We start from the raw sequence: 18,326 nt of genomic DNA on the forward strand, positions 1-18,326 counted from the left end.
TTCTTCCGACACGAAGGATGTTCACCATGAAGCTCCGCAAGTCCGCCGCGATCGCCGCCACGGTCGCCGCTCTCGCCCTGACCGCCACCGCCTGCGGTGGCGACGACGGTGACGACAAGGGATCGTCGGGCGGCAAGAAGATCACCATCGGGATCAAGTTCGACCAGCCGGGCATCGGCCAGAAGACCCCGGACGGCAAGTACGAGGGCTTCGACGTCGACGTCGCCTCGTACGTCGCCAAGGAGCTGGGTTACGCCACGGGCGACATCCAGTGGAAGGAAGCCAAGAGCGCCGACCGCGAGACGATGCTCCAGCGCGGCGACGTGGACTTCATCGCCGCCTCGTACTCGATCAACGACGAGCGCGCCGCCAAGGTCGACTTCGCCGGCCCGTACCTCCTGGCCCACCAGGACGTCCTGATCCGCGCCGACGACAGCTCGATCAAGGCTCCGGCGGACCTGAACAACAAGAAGCTGTGTTCGGTCACCGGTTCGACGTCCGCCCAGAACGTCAAGGACAAGCTGGCGCCCAAGGCGCAGCTTCAGGAGTACGGCGGCTACTCGGAGTGCCTGACGGGCGTCGAGAACAAGGCGATCGACGCGCTGACCACGGATGACTCGATCCTCGCCGGTTACGCCTCGCAGGCCGACTTCAAGGGCAAGTTCAAGCTCGGCGGCTTCAAGATGACCAACGAGAACTACGGCATCGGCGTCAAGAAGGGCAGCGACCTCAAGGGCAAGATCAACACCGCCCTGGAGAAGATGGTCAAGGACGGTTCGTGGGACAAGGCCGTGAAGAAGAACTTCGGCCCGGCCGGCTACAAGAACGAGCCCGCGCCGAAGATCGGCAACGTCGTCAAGTGACGCGGTGACGCAAGTGCGGCGGTCTGCCCGGACGGGCGGGCCGCCGTACCCCGTACACCCCCTGGCAGCCCTCCAGACACGCGGAAGCGCGGGAGATCGTGTTCGACTTTCTTGAAGGTTACGACCTACTGGGAGCGTTCTGGATGACGGTGAAGCTCACCGTCCTCTCAGCCGTCGGCTCCCTCATATGGGGAACTCTTCTGGCCGGCATGCGCGTGGGCCCCGTGCCCCTGCTGCGCGGCTTCGGCACGGCGTACGTGAATATCGTGCGGAACATTCCGCTGACGATCATCATCGTCTTCACCTCGCTCGGCCTGAACCAGACCCTGCTCATCAGTCTCGGCGCCTCGGACTTCAAGACGATCAACTTCCGCCTGGCGGTGCTCGGACTGATCGCCTACACGTCCGCGTTCGTGTGCGAGGCCCTGCGGTCCGGCATCAACACGGTGCCGATCGGCCAGGCCGAGGCCGCCCGGGCGATCGGTCTGAGCTTCGGCCAGGTGCTGCGCCTGATCGTGCTGCCGCAGGCGTTCCGCTCGGTCATGGGCCCGATGACGAACGTGCTGATCGCCCTCACCAAGAACACCACGGTGGCCGCCGCGATCGGCGTGGCGGAAGCCGCGTACCTCATGAAGAGCATGATCGAGAATGAGGCCGAACTCATCCTGATCTCGGCCGTCTTCGCGCTCGGTTTCATCATCCTGACGCTCCCGACCGGCCTCATCCTCAACTGGGTCGGCAGGAAGGTGGCGGTGAAGCGATGACATCGGTCCTCTACGACGCCCCCGGCCCCCGGGCCAAGTGGCGCAACGTCCTCTACTCGATCCTCTTCCTGCTCGCCTTCGCGGCCGTGATCTGGTGGGTGGTCGTCCAGCTCAACGACAAGAACCAGCTCGACTGGGTCAAGTGGAAGCCGTTCTTCACCGACAGCCGCCCCTGGCAGACGTACATCTGGCCGGGCCTGGAGAACACGCTCAAGGCCGCCGCCTTCGCCATGATCATCGCGTTGCCGCTCGGCGCGTTCTTCGGCATCTCACGCCTCTCGGACCACCTGGGAGTGCGCCTTCCGTCCGGCGCGGTCGTCGAGTTCTTCCGGGCCATCCCGGTCCTCATCCTGATGATCTTCGCGAACGCCGCGTACTCCGAGTTCACGAACGTCTCCTCGGACGACCGGCCGCTGTACGCCGTCGTCACCGGACTCGTGCTCTACAACTCGTCCGTCCTCGCCGAGATCGTCCGCGCCGGCGTCCTGGCACTGCCCAGGGGACAGGCGGAGGCCGCGTACGCCATCGGGCTGCGCAAGGGTCAGACGATGCGCTCGATCCTGCTCCCGCAGTCGGTGACGGCGATGCTGCCCGCGATCGTCAGCCAGCTCGTGGTCATCGTGAAGGACACCGCCCTGGGCGGCGCGATGCTGACGTTCTCCGACCTCCTCGCGGCCGTCCGCCCGATGAGTGCCGCCTACGGGGCGAACACCATCGCATGCTTCACGATCGTGGCGGTCATCTTCGTCGCGATCAACTTCACCCTGACGACGTTCGCCTCATGGCTGGAGCGCCGTCTGCGCCGGGCGAAGAAGACGACGGGTGCGGTGCTGTCGGCCACGGACATCGAGGACGCGAAGCCGACCCTCTAGGGCCTGTCCGGCGGCGAGACCACCAGGCCGACCGCTGCCCCGGCAGCGGAGGAACGCACGCGGAAGCGGCCCGCCGAACCAACGGCGGGCCGCTTCCGTGTCGACCCGTCCGGGTCTCCCGGACGGGTCGGGTCAGGTCAGGTCAGGTCAGGTCAGGTCAGGCGTACTTGTACGAGACGTGCGCGACGCTCGACGTCGGCCACGACAGGTCGCCCTCGCCCCAGTCGGGACCGGAGGCCGTGCCGTCCGAGGAGGCCCGGAAGGTCCACCCCTTCTTCCCCGGCAGGGTGATCGTCTTGGTGGTGCAGCTCTTCGCGGACGGGCAGCCCTTCAGGTTGCTCTTGAAGGTCTTGCCGTTCTCCCCGGACAGCGCCACGCTCGCCCGCACGACGAGCTGTTCCTTGCTGCACCGCAACTTGCCGTAGGCGTACATCTTTCCGCTGTCACGCCACATCACGACGCTGTTCTTGCAGCCCTTGTAGGACTTGCCGCCCCCGGACTTGAGGTGACTCACCGCCGCCTGCGACTGGACGACGGGAAGGAAGGCCAACGCGCCGGTCGCGATACCGACGGCGATCCCCCTGAGTGCCTTGCCCATGCTTCTCCTCCGTACGTATGGCCCTTCGGCCATCCCTCTCCTACTGGGCGCTTGGTCAGACGCCCGCCACGAGGTTAGCTGCGTAATGCACATAACTGTTGTGTTTTGAGTTAAATATGAGGTTCGGGAACTCGCGGTTCCGCCGAGACATCGGTGACGACGCCACTGCCTCCGTCACTTGACGCAAGCACCGGCAATGGGTTGCATACGCTCTGTGAACGCGCACCCCGCTCCAACTGCCCCTTCCTGTAGGTCCAGCACTTTCTCCGCGCTCCACCGCGCGGCGCCGCACGGGGCAGGAGGGTCCGCGCCGTGGATCCGGTGATCGTCGTCGGAGCGGGGCCGGTGGGACTCACGCTGTCCCTGGCCCTCGCCCGCCACGGCGTACCGTCCGTGCTCCTCGACGAGGGGCCCGGCAAGGACGAGCCGCGGCCCGCCCGCACGGTCGTCCTGCGCGAGGACACCGCCGCGCTCACCGAGCGGCTGTCCGGCACCTCCTTCGACACGCTCGGCTCCCGCTGGACCGGCTGGCGCTCGCTGCGCCGCAAGCAGGAGATGCGGGTCCTCACCTTCGGCGAGCCGGACGACCCGCTGCCCGCGCCGCTGCACATCGCCCAGCACGACCTCACCGGCGCCCTGCGCGCCGCGGCCGCCAGGGAGCGGCTGGTCAAGATCTCCACCGACAGCCGGCTCGACTCCCTCGAAGAGGACAAGGGCGGACTGACCGCCCACACGCGCGGCCCCAAGGGCACCTGGTGGCGGGGCAGTTATCTGGTCGGCTGCGACGGTCCCCGCTCGACCGTCCGCAAGCTCCTCGACATCCGCTTCCCGGGCCGCACCGCCGTCGAGCGGCACGCGGTCGCCGCGCTGCGCACGGAACTTCCCTGGCCCGGTCAGGCGTTGCTCCATCGCAACCCCCCGTGGCGGACGTCGGGCCCGTCCGGCGCCGAAGTCGTCGGCCGCCCGCTGGGCGACGGCGTCTGGCGCCTGGACTGGCTGCTGCCGCCGCGCAGCGATCTGGTCACCCCCGACGTCCTGGTGACCCGCATCCGGGAGACCCTCGCCGGCTGGTGCGGCGGCTCCACACCCCCGTACGAACTGCTGGACACGGGCGTGCACACCGTGCACCACCGCCTCGCCCGGCGCTGGCGGGTGGGCCGTGCCTTCCTCGCCGGGGACTCCGCCCACCTGCTCGGCGCACTCGGGACGCAGGGGCTCGACGAGGGCCTGCGCGACGCCGACAACCTCGCCTGGAAACTGGCCCTGGCCTGGCACGACGACCGCCGGCCGACCGCCGAAGCCCTCCTCGACAGCTACCAGACGGAGCGGCGCGCCGCCGTCGCCGGCCGGCTGCGCGCCGCCGATCAGGCGCTGCCGATACTGCGGGGTGGCGGCGGTCTGCGCTCGTACGTCCCCGGGTCCGCCCGGGGCCATGACGCGCTGCTCACGGACGGCCACCTGGGGCTCGGCCAGCTGGGCACGCCCGGCGCGTACGCCGATTCCCCGCTCACGCCGGAGCGCACGGAGTCGCAGGTGGACGTGGGCACGGCGCCCGGCGCCCCGGTCGCCGACGTGCGGGTGACGGCGCCCGACGGCTCGTTCGTCGACCTGCGCGACCGGTTCGGCCTCGGGCCGCTGCTCGTGGTCCTGGTGGCACCCGGCACCGGCGTGTGGGACCGCAAGCACTGGATGTCGGCGGGGCTGATGCCCCGGCTCGCGGCCGCCGTCTCCGCGCTCCCCCACGAGGCCGAACTGCTCGTCGCCGAGAGCTATCCGGAGGCCCCCGCCCACACCGTGCTGCTGATCCGCCCCGACGGGCATCTCGTCACCGCGCTGAGCGGGGTGCGGCCCGCGGAGCTGTACGAGGCGGCGCGCACGGCGCTCGGCGGCCCTGAGCCGTCCGTGGCGGAGCCCGCGCAGGCCGCGTCGGAGGTGAGCGGCGCGTCGTGAGCTTCGCGCGCCCCGTGAACAAGAGTTGACCGGCCCCTACCGCCATGGTGTACTCCGGAACGTGACGACGATCGACACGAATGTGCGCCTGTGGCGGAGGGTCCATATGGACCTGGTCCGCTACGCGGGCTGCGTGTGTCGTCCGTCCTGCTGAATTCGCTCTTCTCCTTCCGCGCCCCACCGCCTCCCGGCCCGCCGCCGGGCCGGTGGCGCGCGCGGGCCTTTCGCGAACACCAGGACGGTTTCCATGTCTGCACCCGCTTCTGTACCTGCCTCGGTGCCCACGTCCGCACCCACCGCAGCCGCCGCACCCCCCACGTCCTCCGCTCCCTCGCCCCTTCCCGCGGTAGGCGCGCAGGCCGCGTCCTCGGCCGCGGCGCCCAACCAGGCCGACCTCTACGACTTCGTCCGCCGCACGGCGGCGGACGAGGAGCTCATCGCCTCCCTGCCGCTCGACCCCGAAGGCCGCACGTGGGTGCGGCTGGAGGGGCCCGGTGGCAGCGAGGCGTGGCTGATCGGCTGGCCGCCCGGCACCGGCACCGGCTGGCACGACCACGCCGACTCGGTCGGCGCCTTCCTCACCGCCTCCGGCGCGCTGACGGAGAAGTCACTCGCCGCCCGGCTGCCCACCGACGGCTGGAAGACCCTGGAACTGTCCGAAGGCTTCGACAGGGAGCGCCGGCTGACGAAGGGGCAGGGCCGCGCCTTCGGCCGCCACCACGTCCACGAGGTCCTGAACGAGTCCACCGCCGAGCACGCCATCTCGGTGCACGCCTACTACCCCCCGCTCCCGCAGATCCGGCGCTACAGCCGCACCGGCCCGCTGCTGCGCCTGGAGTCGGTGGAGCGCCCGGAGGACTGGCAGTGAGCGCCACGGACGGCCCGGTGGGCATCGACGACCTGCTGGAGCGCGTACGGGCCGGCCTCGACCGGGTCGAGGCGCGGGAGGCGCACGCGGCCGCCACGGCGGGCGAGGCCCTGCTCGTCGACATCCGGTACGCGGCCCTGCGCGAGCGCGACGGGCTCATTCCCGGTGCCCTCGTGGTCGAGCGCAACGAACTGGAGTGGCGCCTCGATCCGCAGGGCAGCCACCGCGCCCCGGAGGCGACCGGCCACGACCTGCGCGTCGTGGTGGTCTGCAACGAGGGGTACGCGTCGAGCCTCGCGGCGGTCTCCCTGCGGCAGTTGGGGCTGCACCGGGCGACCGACCTGGTGGGCGGGTTCCAGGCGTGGCGCACGGCGGGGCTGCCGGTGTCCACGCGCTGACCGCGGCCGTGCTCCGGACGGCCGCGCGCGCTGATCGGGCCCGCTCTGGGGGGGGCGGGGCGCCACCCGGAATATCGCACGCCTGATCGGAGATGAGCCCCTAGGGTGTGCCGCATGACGTTGCAGCTTGTTCAGGTGAACTTCAAGGCGCGGGACGATGCGGCGCTCGGCCGGTTCTGGGCGGAGGCGCTCGGCTGGGGTCTTTCCAGCGAGGGGCCCGGCGTCACCAACCTGGAGCCCGTGGGCTTCGCCTGGCCGGACCCGTCCGCCGTCTGCATCGACCTGGTCCGCGTCCCGGATCCGGAGACGGTGCACTACCGCGTGCACCTCGAACTTGCCACCACCTCCACCGGCCACCACGCCGAACTGGTCGCCCGCCTGAAGGACCTCGGAGCGACACCCGCCGGCACCGGTGGGGACGACGCGCCGTGGACGGCGCTGGCCGACCCGGAGGGCAACGCGTTCCGGGTCCTTGAGCCCCGGGACCGCTACCGGGACACCGGGCCGATCGCCGCCGTGGTGGTCGCCTGCGCGGACCCGCGGGCCTCGGTCCGGTTCTGGGCCGAGGCCCTCGACTGGACCGTCCACGAACTGTCCGACGACCGCGCCCTGCTGCGCTCCGTCAAGGGGGTCGGCCCGTTCCTGGAGTTCCGCCGCACGCCCGAGGACGAGGCCGTACGGAGCCGCGTCCATCTCGACCTGATGTCCGACCCCGTCGCGGACCAGGCGCGCGAGGTCGCCCGGCTCGAAGGTCTCGGCGCGGTGCGGGCCGATGTCGGACAGGGCGACGTCTCCTGGGTCGTCCTGGCCGATCCGTCGGGCGACGAGTTCTGCGTCCTCGGCCGGGGCTGACCCACGCCGGCCCCGGCCGCGACGGCAGCCCCCTCTCGCCCCCTTCCTGCCTTCCTGCCGCACTCGCACCGCCTGCACCGCCTGCACCGCCTGCACCGCCTGCACCGCCTGCACCGCCTGCACCGACGGGAGCGCGGGATCGCGGGATCACTCCTTCGCGGTCGCCATGGTCACCGGCCGGACCCGCAGGGCCACCCGGCCCGGCATCGCCGTCGCGGTGAGTGCGAGCACGGCGGCGGCCGCGACCACGGTGACGTACGTCAGGGGCAGGACGGCCGGAGCGGCCGTGCCGGTCATGCCGAGACTGAACGCGCTGAGCACGGCGGCCGCGATCCCGCTCCCGAGGCCCACGCCCATCAGGACCACGGTCAGCGCCTCCACCCGCAGCATGCGCAGCACTTGGTGGCGCGTCGCCCCGGCGAGCCGGAGGAGGGCGAACTCGCGGATCCGCTCGGACACCGACATCGCGAGGGTGTTGACGACGGCGATGGCGGTGAAGGCGAGGACCAGGGCCATCGCGATGATGTTCACCTCGGCGTCGTCCTGCTGCCGCTCGGCCCGGAGCCCGTCGGCGTCGCCCGGCGAGAGGACGCGGACGCCCGGGAACTCGCGCAGGGTGTGCGCGAGTTGTTCCTGTGAGCGGCTGGTGGAGACGAGGACGGAGGAGGCGAGCGGATTGTCGACATGGCGTGCGAGCAGATCGTGGGCGACCGTCAGATCGCCGAAGCCGAGACCCCGCGCGTAGACGGCGGCGACGGTGAGGCTGACGGGAGTGCCGTCCCCGAGTGTCAGCTTCAGGGTGCTGCCCGGCTTCAGGTGCTGCTGGTCGGCGGCGAGCCGGCTGACGGCGACCGAGCGCGCCCCGAACCCCTCCAATGATCCCGCGGTGACGTCCGGGTCCCAGGTCCGGGTGACGCCGGCCGCAGTGAGGCCCTGCGCCGGGTACTTGTCGAGACCGACGCGGACGGTGGAGCGGACGATCTCGGTGGCGGTGGTCCCCGGCGCCCGGCGCACTTCGCGCACGGCCGCCTGCGGGATGCCGGGGCCCTGGGCGCCGAGCACCCAGTCGGCGCGGACGCCGGCCCGGGTCTGGGCCCGGGCGGCGTCGCCCAGAGTGGGCTGCACGAACAGGACGGTGCAGGTCATGCCGACGAGCAGGGTGAGCGGGGTGACGACGGCAGCCATGCGCGCCGCGTGCCCCTTGAGGTTCGCGGTGGCGAGCCGGGCGGCCGGACCGGCCGTCCGCAGCGGGCGCCCCAGGACGGCGGCGGTCGCCCGGACCAGCAGCGGGCCGAGGAGGGCGACGGCCACCGCGAGCACGACGACGGACAGGAACGTCACGGGCGTCGAGGCGGCCTCGGTGCGCAGTCCGGCCAGGACGATGACGAGCACGGTGCCCCCGGCCAGGGCGACGAGCCCGGCGACGGTCCGCGCCAGAGCGGGCCGCACCGGCGCGGCACTCGCCTCGGAAAGAGCGGCGGCGGGCCTGATCCTGCCGATGCGCCGGGCGGCGACGCGGGTGGCGGCCCAGGCGCCGAAGAGCGTGGCGGCGAGCCCGGCGGCCACCGGGAAGAGACTCACGGTGCGCTCAAGGGTGGGCGGCACGGACCCGAGTGCGACGAACCGCCCGTACAGCCAGCCGCCGAGCGGCAACCCGGCGAGGGAGCCGATGATCCCGGCGGCGGCGCCGACGAGCAGCGCCTCGCAGCCGAGCAGGCTGCGGATCTGGCGCGGGGTGGCGGCGATGGCACGCAGCAGGGCCAGCTCGCGATGCCGCTGCTGCACGGACAGGGCGAAGGTGCCGACGACCACCAGGACGGCGACGAGCAGCGAGGTCCCGCCCATGGCCCCGCCCATGCTGACGAGCTTCACGCGGGCGGCGGACGCGTCCAGGAACTCGACGGGCCCGCGCCCGCCCCCGGTCGTGACCTGAGCCGTCGTCCCGTCGAGCGCGGCGGCGACGGCCTCCTTCAACGCGCCGACGTCCCGGCCCCGTTCGGGCACGACACCGATCGCCGTCACCTGCCCGGGGTGCGCGGCGAGCCGCTCGGCCTCGGCGGTGGAGAAGAACAGCGAGGTCTGGTGGGTGACCGTCGCCCCGGCGCCGGGCTCGGCGATCCCCGTCACCCGGTACGTACGGGGCTCCTGGGTGGACTGCACCGTGAGCCGGCCGCCGACCGTGAGGTGGGCGCGGTCGGCGAGGACGCGATCCACGACGACGTCCCCGCCGGACCGGGGCGCGGTGCCCGCGGCCAGGGTGTACGGGGTCAGGGCGGCGGAGTCCCAGGCGTGACCGTGGGCGGGCCGGTCCGGATCGGCGGCGCCCGCCGCCAACGGCTCGGCGGGGAAGGTGAGTTCGGGCACGGCCCGTCGCACACCGGGCACCGCCCGCACCTTGCGCACGATGTCGTGTGCCAGCCAGGCCCGCTCGGCGAGAGGCTTGGCCTTGTGCTTGACCTTCGTCTTGCCCTTCTTGTGCTTGACGACGGTCCGGTGCACGTTCTGGTCGGCGGAGACCAGCACCGGGGCGGCGCCGTAGCGTTCGGTGCGCACGGTGCCGCGCAGGCCCGTCTCCAGCAGGGTGCCGCAGGCGGTGATGAGGGCGGCGGCGCACAGCAGGGCGAGAAAGGCCCCCAGGAACCCGCCCTTCCGGTCTCGCACGGTCTGGAGTGCGTAGCGCAGCATCATGGCGTCCCCCGGTGAACCGTGCGCAGCTTCAAGGTCATGCGCCCACGATGGCCTCCGCACCACACCCGGCACACTGCGGCGCCCAGGCGTCTTGGGGTGGGGAAAACCCCACCGGCGTCGGGGCGGAGCCGCTCGGAGCCGGGGTGATGTCCGCACCGGGATGATGACCGAGGGCCACATGCTCGAAGCCGGGGCACGACCCGCGCCCGGACGGCCCACACGCCGACCGGCCCCGCTCAGCCACGGCCCAGCGCGCCGGTACTCCGCGACTCCCCTGCCGGCGACCTTCCGCTCGGCGATGTCCTGTCTCGGAGGCGTACCGGCTCCGCGACGTCCCGGCTCGAAGGCGTCCCCGCTCGTCAACATCCCCGCTCGGCGACACCCCGACTCGAAGGCATCCCAGCTCGGAGGCGTCCCCGCTCGTCAACATCCCCGCTCGGCGACGCCCCGCCTCGAAGGCATCCCAGCTCGGAAGCGTCCCCGCTCGTCAACATCCCCGCTCGGCGACGCCCCGCCTCAGAGGTGTCCTCGCTCGGCGACGCCCCGGCCCAGAGGCATCCCCGCTCAGCGACGCCCCGACCCCCATCGATGCGACGACCCGAGCCGACCCGAGCCCCTGCCGAAGCCAGCCGACGAACCCGAGGCCCCTGTTCCCCGCTCCTCCCGCTCCCCCTGATCCCCCGCTCCCCGAACTACTCCGCGAACCCCAAATCCTCGGTCTCCTCCCCCTCTTCCTCCAACGCCTGCCGGACCACCCGGAGCGCCAGGCCCTCGGGATAGCCCTTGCGCGCGAGCATCCCCGCGAGCCGGCGCAGCCGCTTGTCACGGTCGAGGCCGCGTGTGGAGCGGAGCTTGCGGGCGACGAGGTCGCGCGCCGTCTCCTCCTCCTGCTCGGAGTCGAGCTGCCCCACCGCTTCGTCGATCACCGCGGAGTCCACCCCCTTGGTCCGCAGCTCGCGCGCGAGCGCCCGGCGGGCCAGGCCCCGCCCGTGATGCCGGGATTCGACCCAGGCGTCGGCGAAGGCACTGTCGTTGATCAGTCCGACCTCCTCGAACCGGGACAGCACCTCCTCGGCCACGTCGTCCGGGATCTCCCGCTTGCGCAGGGCGTCGGCGAGCTGCTTGCGCGTGCGCGGGGTCCCGGTGAGCAGACGCAGGCAGATGTTCCGCGCCCGCTCCGCCGGGTCCCCTGACGGCTCCCCCCGCTCGGCCCTCAACGAGTCGGAGGGGCCGTCGTCCCGTGCGGCGCCGGACGGATCCCCGAATCCGCCCCTGCGCCGACGTCCGCGCGGTCCGGCCCCGCCACGCGAACGTCCACCTCTGCGCGGCCCGTCCGCCGCGCCGTCCCCCGTCGCGGGGTCATGACCGGCCGCCCCGTCCACGGCATCGTCGTACGCCCCTGCTCCCGCACCGCCCCGATCGGCGGTGGGGAAGGCGTCGTACTCGGCCCAGTCGGTTCGTCGTGCCACGGACTAGCTCTTGGCCGCCGCGGCCTTGGTCTTGGCAGCCTTGGGCGCGGGGACGGTCTTCGCGTCCTCGGCGGGGGCGGCCGCCGCTTCCTCGGCCGGCTCGACGGCCGGCTCCTCCACCTTCTTGACGCCGACGCCCAGCTTCTCCTTGATCTTCCGCTCGATCTCGTCGGCCAGGTCGGGGTTGTCCTTCAGGAAGTTGCGCGCGTTCTCCTTGCCCTGGCCGAGCTGGTCGCCCTCGTACGTGTACCAGGCACCGGCCTTGCGGACGAAGCCGTGCTCCACGCCCATGTCGATCAGGCCGCCCTCGCGGGAGATGCCCTGGCCGTAGAGGATGTCGAACTCGGCCTGCTTGAAGGGCGGCGCGACCTTGTTCTTGACGACCTTGACGCGCGTGCGGTTGCCCACCGCGTCCGTGCCGTCCTTCAGGGTCTCGATGCGGCGGATGTCCATGCGCACCGAGGCGTAGAACTTCAGCGCGCGGCCACCGGTCGTGGTCTCCGGCGAGCCGAACATCACGCCGATCTTCTCGCGGAGCTGGTTGATGAAGATCGCGGTGGTCTTGGACTGGTTGAGCGCGCTGGTGATCTTCCGGAGCGCCTGGCTCATCAGGCGGGCCTGGAGACCCACGTGCGAGTCACCCATCTCGCCCTCGATCTCCGCGCGCGGGACGAGCGCCGCGACGGAGTCGATGACGATCAGGTCGAGGGCGCCGGAGCGGACCAGCATGTCGACGATCTCCAGCGCCTGCTCGCCGTTGTCCGGCTGGGACAGGATCAGGTTGTCGATGTCGACGCCGAGCTTCTTGGCGTACTCCGGGTCGAGGGCGTGCTCGGCGTCCACGAAGGCCACCGCGCCGCCGGCCCGCTGGGCGTTGGCGACGGCGTGCAGGGTCAGGGTCGTCTTGCCGGAGGACTCCGGGCCGTACACCTCCACCACGCGGCCGCGCGGGATGCCGCCGACGCCGAGGGCGATGTCGAGGGCCGTCGAGCCGGTGGAGATCACCTCGATGGGCTCGTTGGGCCGCTCGCCCATGCGCATGACCGCGCCCTTGCCGAATTGCCGTTCAATCTGTGCGAGCGCGGCGTCGAGCGCCTTCTCGCGGTCGGTTCCTGCCATGGGTTCCACCCGATTTGCTTGAGTCGATCGCTTCACGTCAAAGACGCTAACGCCTGCCACTGACAATCGGCCTCGACGCCCGTCCGCCTGTGGATAACTCGAGGCTCTTCGTCCGGCGACTCTCTCCGAATCCCTTGGGATTACTGGCAAGAGGAGTCCCTGGTCCCTCCATAAGAAAGGATGTTCGATTTTGGTGTCAAGCGCACCACGCGGCACAGGAGCAAGTCCCCGGTCCGCCGTCCGGGGGCCCTGAACCGCACGGCGCCCCTACTCCCGGCGGGGTACGTCGGGTGCCTCCGGCCGGACGACGCCGTCGCGGCTGCGCGCTGCGAGCCTGGTCCCCATGGAGACCCCCGGACCCGGCACCACCCACCGCGCTCTCTCCGACCCCTGCCCCGCGGAGCCCCGGCTCACCCCGGCCGAGCGGCTCTGTCACACGACCGGCGCCGTCCTGGTCGTGTCGGGGCTCGTCCACCTCGTGGTGTTCGCGGTCGACGGCGGCCCGTGGGACGGTCCCGTCTCCTGGCGCAAGCCCTTCACCTTCGGGCTGTCCTTCGGCCTGACGCTGACGGCCCTCACCTGGGTGACGTCGTACCTGCGCGTCGGCGCGCGGCTGCGGAGCGCCCTGCTCGTGGTGTTCGCCGCGGACTGCGTCCTGGAGGTCGGCGGCATCACCCTCCAGGCCTGGCGCGGGGTGCCGTCCCACCTCGACATGGAAACCCCCTTCGACACCGCCGTCTCCCTGTCCCTGGCCGTGGGCGGCGGTGTCCTGGTGGTGCTCCTGACGGTCTTCGCCCTCCTCGCGTTCCGCCGCCGCCCGGGCGGCGGCACGGGCATGCCGCTGGCGGTCCGCGCCGGTTTCGCGGTCCTGCTGGTGGGGCTCGCCTCGGGCGCGGCGATGATCGCGCGCGGTGTGGCGCTGACCAGGAGCGGACACCAGGAGGCGGCGTACCGCTCGACGGCCGCGCTCAAGCCGCTGCACGGGGTGAGCCTGCACGCCGTGCTCGTCCTGCCGGCACTCGCCTGGCTGATGTCGCGTACGGGATGGCGGGAGCGCACGAAGGAACGGGTCATGTACGGCGCGGTGGCCGCCTGCACGGCGGCGGTCCTCGTGGCGGGCGCCCGGGCCGCCGTGACCTACTGACCGCCCCGGCCGCGGCGCGCAGCCGCTCCCGAAGAGGCCGGGCCCGCGGGCGCGGAGCCTTCCGCGCCGTCTCGGGATCGCGAGCGCGGGGCGGCTACGAGGGCCCGGCCCCGCGGGCCTCGGCTTCGGCAACGGACTCGGCGTCCGGCTCGTTCGGCCCCCTCAGGCCGTGCCGCACGCGCGCGAGGAACGACGTGCCGCCCCGCCTTCGGCGTCCCCGCATGCGCGGGTCGTCCGTCACGTCGTACCGCTTCACGTACGCCCCCAGGAACGCTTGCAGGGTGGCGACGGCGGGGATCGCGATGAGCGCGCCCACGGCGCCGAGCAGGGCGGTGCCCGCGATGACCGACCCGAAGGCGACCGCGGGGTGGATGTCCACCGTCTTCGCGGTCAGCTTGGGTTGCAGCATGTAGTTCTCGAACTGCTGGTAGACGACGACGAAGATGAGCACCCACAGGGCGTACCAGGGGTCCACCGTGAAGGCGATCAGCATGGGCAGCGCACCCGCCAGGTAGGTGCCGATCGTCGGGATGAACTGGGAGACGAGCCCGACCCACACGCCGAGCACGGGCGCGTACGGCACGCCGAGCGCCTGCAACAGGATGTAGTGCGCGATCCCGGAGATGAGCGCCATCAGGCCGCGCGAGTACAGATAGCCGCCCGTCTTGTCGACGGCGATCTCCCAGGCGCGCACCACCTCGGCCTGCTTGGCGGGCGGCAGCACCGAGCACAACGCGCGGCGCAGGCGCGGTCCGTCAGCGGCGAAGTAGAACGAGAAGAGGGTGATCGTCAGCAGCTGGAAGAGCGCGCCGAGCACCTGCCCCGACACGTCCAGGACACCGGTCGCGCTGTTCTGCACGTATTTCTGCAACCAGTCCGAGTGCAGCAGGCTGTCCTGGACCTCGACGCGGTTCAGGTCCGTGTGGAACGTCGTGTTGACCCAGCTGATGACCTGGTCGAGATACTTCGGGAAGTCCTCCACCATGTCGACGACCTGGCCGGCCAGCATCGAGCTGAGCAGGAAGACGAATCCGGCGGTCGCGATCATCACGCCGAGGAAGACGAGCCCGGTGGCCAGGCCGCGGCGCATGCCGCGCCCCGCCATCCAGCTCACCGCGGGTTCGATGGCGAGCGCGAGGAAGAACGCGATCAGTACGTTGATCAGCAGGCCGGTGAGCTGGTGGAAGGCCCAGCTGCCCAGCTGGAAACAGGCGATGAGGGCCAGGGCGAGCACCATGGCGCGCGGCAGCCAGCGCGGCATGCCCGCGCGCGGGGCCGCCGCCGCGTCCGAGGGCGGCTCGGGCGGCGTCGTGCCGGAGGGTGCGGCGTCGGTCGTCACCTGGAGATTCTCGTCTGTCGCTGCCACGCTGCCCAGTCTCGCCCACAGCGCGGACAATCGGTGCCACGCGTCGGGGATCGAGACCGCTCAGCGGCTTTTCAGCGGCTCTCCTGGGGCACGTCCATCGTGGTGCAGACCACGCGCCAGACGTCCTTCGCCTCCCAGCCCGCGTCCAGCGCCTCGTGGATCGTGCGCCCGCCGAGCCCCGCCATCACGTGGTCGCGCGCGAAGGTGTCGGCATAGCCGGACCCGAAGTGATCCGCCATCCGCTGCCAGAAGACCGTCAACCGCATGACTCCAGTATCCCGCCCCTGAGAGTGCAGCCGTGCCGGGGAGTCTTGTTGAGAACGCTTTCCGTCCTACGGTCGGTGCATGGCCGAAACCGGAGCATCCCCACTCCCCGCATCGCCGTCGTCCCAGAGCCCGCTCGCCCGTGCCGAACACTTCATCTGGCTGACCGCGCGCGTCCTGGAGCAGCGCCGCTTCGCCCATGACTTCCTGGCGGGCTCGTCCGCCGCGGCGGACGCCGTGGAGACCGCTCTGACCGCGTACCGCAACGAGGACGGCGGGTACGGGCACGGCCTCGAACCGGACCTGCGCGGCCCCGTCAGCCAGCCCCTGCACACCGCTCACGCGCTGCGCGTGCTGGATTCCATCGGGCGTTGCGGGGGGCAGCGGGTGGAGCGCGTGTGCCGGTACCTGACGACGATCTCGACGCCGGACGGCGCCCTCCCTGCGGTGCATCCCAGCCAGCGTGGCTACCCCTGCGCCCCGTTCGTGCCCCTCGTGGACGTCCCGCCGAGCGCTCTGCTCGCCACCGGTCCGGTCGTCGGACTGCTGCACCGCAACGAGGTCTGGCACGCCTGGCTGTTCCGGGCCACCGACTTCTGCTGGTCGGCCGTCGAGTCGCTGGAGGTCTCGCACCCGTACGAGGTACGGGCGGCGGTCGCCTTCCTCGACGGTGTGCCGGACCGCTCACGCGCGCGGGCGGCCGCCGACCGGCTCGGCCGCCTGCTGCGCGAGCAGCGGCTCGTCGTGCTCGATCCGGAGCAGGAGGGCGACCGCCCGGTGGCCGCCGGTGACGCGACGGGCGAGCACCACTATCCGTACGACTACGCGAGGGCGCCGGAGTCGCTGGCGCGCTCCTGGTTCACCGACGAGGAGATGGCCCGCGCCCTCGACCACCTGCGGAGCGCGCAGCAGGAGGACGGCGGCTGGCCGGCGCGCCGGCCGGGGTGGGCGCCGGGGCCCGACCGGGAGGCGCGCTCCGTGGTGACGGTCGAGGCCCTGCGCGTCCTGCGCGCGCACGGCCGCCCCTTGTAGCGGCCCGTAGTAGCGGCCCGTACGCGGCAGCGGCCCGTACGCGCCGAGGGCCTGTCACCCGGTGAGTGCCCGCACTCCCGCCGTGACCACCACGGCGGCCGCGACGATGACGAGGAAGGGCGCGCGCAGCAGCAGGGCCACGGCGGCCGCGGCGAGACCCGCCGCCTTGGCGTCGAGGACGAGCGCGCGGCCGTCCGCGAACGTCTGCTGGGCGGTGAGCGCCGCGAGCAGGGCGACCGGCAGCAGGGCGGCCAGCCGTTTCACCACGGGACGTTCCAGGGCCCCGGCCGGCACGAGCAGGCCGATCAGCTTGACGGCGTAGCAGCCCACCGCGGTGACGCCGATGGCGATCCAGATGTTCAACGGTTCTCTCCTTGCGGCGTGTTCGGGGTGGCGCCGCGGCGGCGGCCCTCTATGTAGAGCACCGCCGGTGCGGCGAGCGCGGCCACGAGCACCGGCACCCCGGCGGGCAGTACGGGCAGCAGTCCGAGGATCAGGAGGACGGCGAGGGCCGCCACGGCGCGTTCCGTGGTGGTCTTCAGCATCGGGGCCAGCAGCGCGAGGAACACCGCGGGACCCGCCGCGTCGATCCCCCAGGCGTCGGTGTCGCCGACGGCCTCGGCCCCGAGGGCGCCGAGCAGGGTGGTCAGGTTCCACAGCACGTACAGGCTCAGCCCGGTGACGGTGAAGCCCAGCCGCACGCTGCGCCGGTCGGGCTGGGCGAGCGAGACGGCCGACGTCTCGTCGATGACCCAGTGCGCGGCGAACGGCCGCACCGCGCGCGGGAGCGCGAGCAGCTGCGACAGACGCAGTCCGTAGAAGGCGTTGCGCACTCCCAGGAAGAAGGCTCCCGCGGCGGCCGTGAGCGGGTTGCCGCCCGCGGCGAGCGCGCCGACCAGCGCGAACTGCGAGGCGCCGGTGAAGACGAGGAGGCTGAGCGCACAGCTCTGGAGCACGCTGAGGCCGCTGCCCGCCGAGGTCACCCCGAAGGCGAATCCCGACAGTCCGACGGCGATCCCGACGCCGAGCGCGTCCCGTACGACGGCGCCGGTCGGCTTTCCCGCCGTTCCGGGCCGTCCGGCGTGCCCGCCGCCGGACCCGTCGTGCTCGTCGTGCTCGTCGTGCTCGTCGTGCTCGTCGAGGGTTCCGGCGGGCGCCCCTCCCGCTGTGCGGATGTCCGTGCGTGTCGTCTGTTCTGCCACGCCTCGGACGGTACGAGCAGGTGTCCGTCGCGGTCTTGTACGTTCTTGCGCTCCCGCTGGTACGCCCCCGGGGGCACGCCGACGATCCGGGTGAAGTGCCGGTTCAGGTGCGGCTGGTCGGTGAAGCCGACGGCGACCGCGGCCTCGGCCGGGGCCGTCCCCGCCTCCAGGAGGCGCCGGGCGGCCCGCACCCGCGCGCTGGTGAGCCAGGTGTGCGGCGGCATCCCGTAGGCGTCGCGGAAGGCCCGCAGCAGTGCGAAGGGGCTGGTGCCGATTTCCGCGGCGAGGGCTTCCAGCGTCGGCGGGTCGGCCATGCGCTCTTCGAGGAACTCACGCGCGCGTGCCGCCGCCCCGACCCCCGCGGTCGTGCGGGGCCGCTGGGCGAGCGCCGTGCCGTGGTCGCGCAGCAGCCGGGCGACCACGACGCGCAGGAGGCTGTCGGCGGCCAGCGCGTTGCCCTGTTCGGCGGCGCGGTGCACCTCGCTGATCATCCGGGCGGCCTGCGGGTCGGTGACGATGGGCTCGCCGAAACCGGGGGTCCCGCGGACCGTGCTGGTCTCGGCGGCGATCTCGGCGACGACCCCCGCCGAGGGGTAGAGCGTGGAGTACGCCCAGCCGTCGGGGCCGCCCGCCTGCGCGGTGTGCGCCACCTCCGGATTGATCATGACGACGCTGCCGGGCCCGGCGTGCAGGGTGCCGTCGGGCATGCCGACCTCCTCGATGCCGCGGGTGACGGCGCCGAAGACGTAGCCGTCGTGGCTGTGGCGCGGGAAGGTGTGGCGGAGGTAGCGGGCGCGCAGCAGGTCGAGGCCCGGCAGGTGCTCGTACCGCCAGTGCCGTGCCCATTCGCCCTTGCCCGCCATGCCGTCCATTGTGC

18 protein-coding genes and 1 pseudogene are annotated in these 18,326 nt (G+C 72.2%); 10 read left to right on the forward strand and 9 right to left on the reverse strand.

The features are described 5' to 3' along the window. Positions 1-26 precede the first annotated feature (26 nt). The 3 genes from ACIP5K_RS18695 (at position 27) to ACIP5K_RS18705 (ending at position 2,499) form a co-directional block, all read left to right on the forward strand. On the forward strand, positions 27-863 hold the full coding sequence (locus ACIP5K_RS18695) for a glutamate ABC transporter substrate-binding protein (protein ID WP_401410768.1): 837 nt from the start codon (positions 27-29) through the stop codon (positions 861-863). A 98-nt stretch (positions 864-961) separates the two neighbouring features. Next, positions 962-1,627 (forward strand): amino acid ABC transporter permease, encoded by a 666-nt coding sequence (locus ACIP5K_RS18700; protein WP_401410769.1) that lies wholly within the window; start codon positions 962-964, stop codon positions 1,625-1,627. Further along, positions 1,624-2,499 carry an amino acid ABC transporter permease gene (locus ACIP5K_RS18705; protein ID WP_401410771.1) on the forward strand — a complete coding sequence of 292 codons (876 nt, stop codon included), beginning with the start codon at positions 1,624-1,626 and terminating at the stop codon, positions 2,497-2,499. Before ACIP5K_RS18700 ends, ACIP5K_RS18705 begins: the two co-directional genes overlap by 4 nt. 157 nt (positions 2,500-2,656) lie before the next feature. On the opposite strand, the gene ACIP5K_RS18710 is transcribed toward ACIP5K_RS18705, so the two are convergent. Next, positions 2,657-3,097, reverse strand: coding sequence for a hypothetical protein (locus tag ACIP5K_RS18710; protein ID WP_401410774.1), 441 nt, complete (start codon positions 3,095-3,097; stop codon positions 2,657-2,659). Positions 3,098-3,409: 312 nt separating this feature from the next. Here ACIP5K_RS18710 and ACIP5K_RS18715 point away from each other — a divergent pair, with 312 nt between their 5' ends. The 5 genes from ACIP5K_RS18715 to ACIP5K_RS18735 all read left to right on the forward strand — a co-directional run bounded on the left by ACIP5K_RS18715 (position 3,410) and on the right by ACIP5K_RS18735 (position 7,165). Further along, positions 3,410-5,047 carry an FAD-dependent monooxygenase gene (locus ACIP5K_RS18715; RefSeq protein ID WP_401410777.1) on the forward strand — a complete coding sequence of 546 codons (1,638 nt, stop codon included), beginning with the start codon at positions 3,410-3,412 and terminating at the stop codon, positions 5,045-5,047. A gap of 82 nt (positions 5,048-5,129) precedes the next feature. Beyond that, positions 5,130-5,201 carry a putative leader peptide gene (locus tag ACIP5K_RS18720; protein ID WP_309544753.1) on the forward strand — a complete coding sequence of 24 codons (72 nt, stop codon included), beginning with the start codon at positions 5,130-5,132 and terminating at the stop codon, positions 5,199-5,201. 93 nt (positions 5,202-5,294) lie between these two features. Then, a complete protein-coding gene (locus ACIP5K_RS18725) occupies positions 5,295-5,915 on the forward strand; it encodes a cysteine dioxygenase (protein WP_401410778.1) in 621 nt (206 codons plus the stop codon). After that, the gene (locus ACIP5K_RS18730) at positions 5,912-6,313 is read left to right on the forward strand and encodes a rhodanese-like domain-containing protein (RefSeq protein WP_401410780.1); all 402 of its coding nucleotides are present in this window, start codon (positions 5,912-5,914) and stop codon (positions 6,311-6,313) included. Before ACIP5K_RS18725 ends, ACIP5K_RS18730 begins: the two co-directional genes overlap by 4 nt. Positions 6,314-6,427: 114 nt before the next feature. Next, positions 6,428-7,165 carry a VOC family protein gene (locus ACIP5K_RS18735; RefSeq protein WP_401410782.1) on the forward strand — a complete coding sequence of 246 codons (738 nt, stop codon included), beginning with the start codon at positions 6,428-6,430 and terminating at the stop codon, positions 7,163-7,165. 147 nt (positions 7,166-7,312) lie between these two features. On the opposite strand, the gene ACIP5K_RS18740 is transcribed toward ACIP5K_RS18735, so the two are convergent. From ACIP5K_RS18740 to recA, 3 genes are all read right to left on the reverse strand, one after another. Continuing rightward, positions 7,313-9,853, reverse strand: coding sequence for an ABC transporter permease (locus tag ACIP5K_RS18740; protein ID WP_401410784.1), 2,541 nt, complete (start codon positions 9,851-9,853; stop codon positions 7,313-7,315). A 692-nt stretch (positions 9,854-10,545) separates the two neighbouring features. After that, the gene (recX, locus tag ACIP5K_RS18745; RefSeq protein WP_401410786.1) at positions 10,546-11,322 is read right to left on the reverse strand and encodes a recombination regulator RecX; all 777 of its coding nucleotides are present in this window, start codon (positions 11,320-11,322) and stop codon (positions 10,546-10,548) included. A 3-nt stretch (positions 11,323-11,325) separates the two neighbouring features. Further along, entirely contained in the window at positions 11,326-12,441 is a 1,116-nt protein-coding gene (gene recA / locus ACIP5K_RS18750) for a recombinase RecA (protein WP_401410788.1), read from the reverse strand. Positions 12,442-12,784: 343 nt separating this feature from the next. On the opposite strand from recA, the gene ACIP5K_RS18755 reads away from it, so the two are divergent. Next, positions 12,785-13,585 (forward strand): hypothetical protein, encoded by an 801-nt coding sequence (locus tag ACIP5K_RS18755; RefSeq protein ID WP_401410789.1) that lies wholly within the window; start codon positions 12,785-12,787, stop codon positions 13,583-13,585. A gap of 94 nt (positions 13,586-13,679) precedes the next feature. Here the strand turns inward: ACIP5K_RS18755 and ACIP5K_RS18760 are convergent, their stop codons facing one another. Both ACIP5K_RS18760 and ACIP5K_RS18765 read right to left on the reverse strand, forming a co-directional pair. After that, entirely contained in the window at positions 13,680-14,951 is a 1,272-nt protein-coding gene (locus tag ACIP5K_RS18760; protein WP_401410791.1) for an AI-2E family transporter, read from the reverse strand. Between the two features lie 71 nt (positions 14,952-15,022). Next, a complete protein-coding gene (locus ACIP5K_RS18765; protein WP_401410793.1) occupies positions 15,023-15,217 on the reverse strand; it encodes a DUF3046 domain-containing protein in 195 nt (64 codons plus the stop codon). A 79-nt stretch (positions 15,218-15,296) separates the two neighbouring features. On the opposite strand from ACIP5K_RS18765, the gene ACIP5K_RS18770 reads away from it, so the two are divergent. Further along, positions 15,297-16,247 (forward strand): hypothetical protein, encoded by a 951-nt coding sequence (locus ACIP5K_RS18770; RefSeq protein WP_401410795.1) that lies wholly within the window; start codon positions 15,297-15,299, stop codon positions 16,245-16,247. Between the two features lie 54 nt (positions 16,248-16,301). Here the strand turns inward: ACIP5K_RS18770 and ACIP5K_RS18775 are convergent, their stop codons facing one another. From ACIP5K_RS18775 to ACIP5K_RS18785, 3 genes and pseudogenes are all read right to left on the reverse strand, one after another. Next, a complete protein-coding gene (locus ACIP5K_RS18775) occupies positions 16,302-16,610 on the reverse strand; it encodes an AzlD domain-containing protein (protein ID WP_401410797.1) in 309 nt (102 codons plus the stop codon). Then, on the reverse strand, positions 16,607-17,449 hold the full coding sequence (locus tag ACIP5K_RS18780; RefSeq protein WP_401410799.1) for an AzlC family ABC transporter permease: 843 nt from the start codon (positions 17,447-17,449) through the stop codon (positions 16,607-16,609). Before ACIP5K_RS18780 ends, ACIP5K_RS18775 begins: the two co-directional genes overlap by 4 nt. Before the next feature lie 113 nt (positions 17,450-17,562). Next, positions 17,563-18,321, reverse strand: a pseudogene (locus tag ACIP5K_RS18785) (AraC family transcriptional regulator); the annotation flags it as partial. Positions 18,322-18,326: the final 5 nt, after the last annotated feature.

Origin of the sequence: Streptomyces sp. NPDC088785, from assembly GCF_044750685.1 — a bacterium.
Classification (GTDB): Bacteria; Actinomycetota; Actinomycetes; order Streptomycetales; family Streptomycetaceae; genus Streptomyces.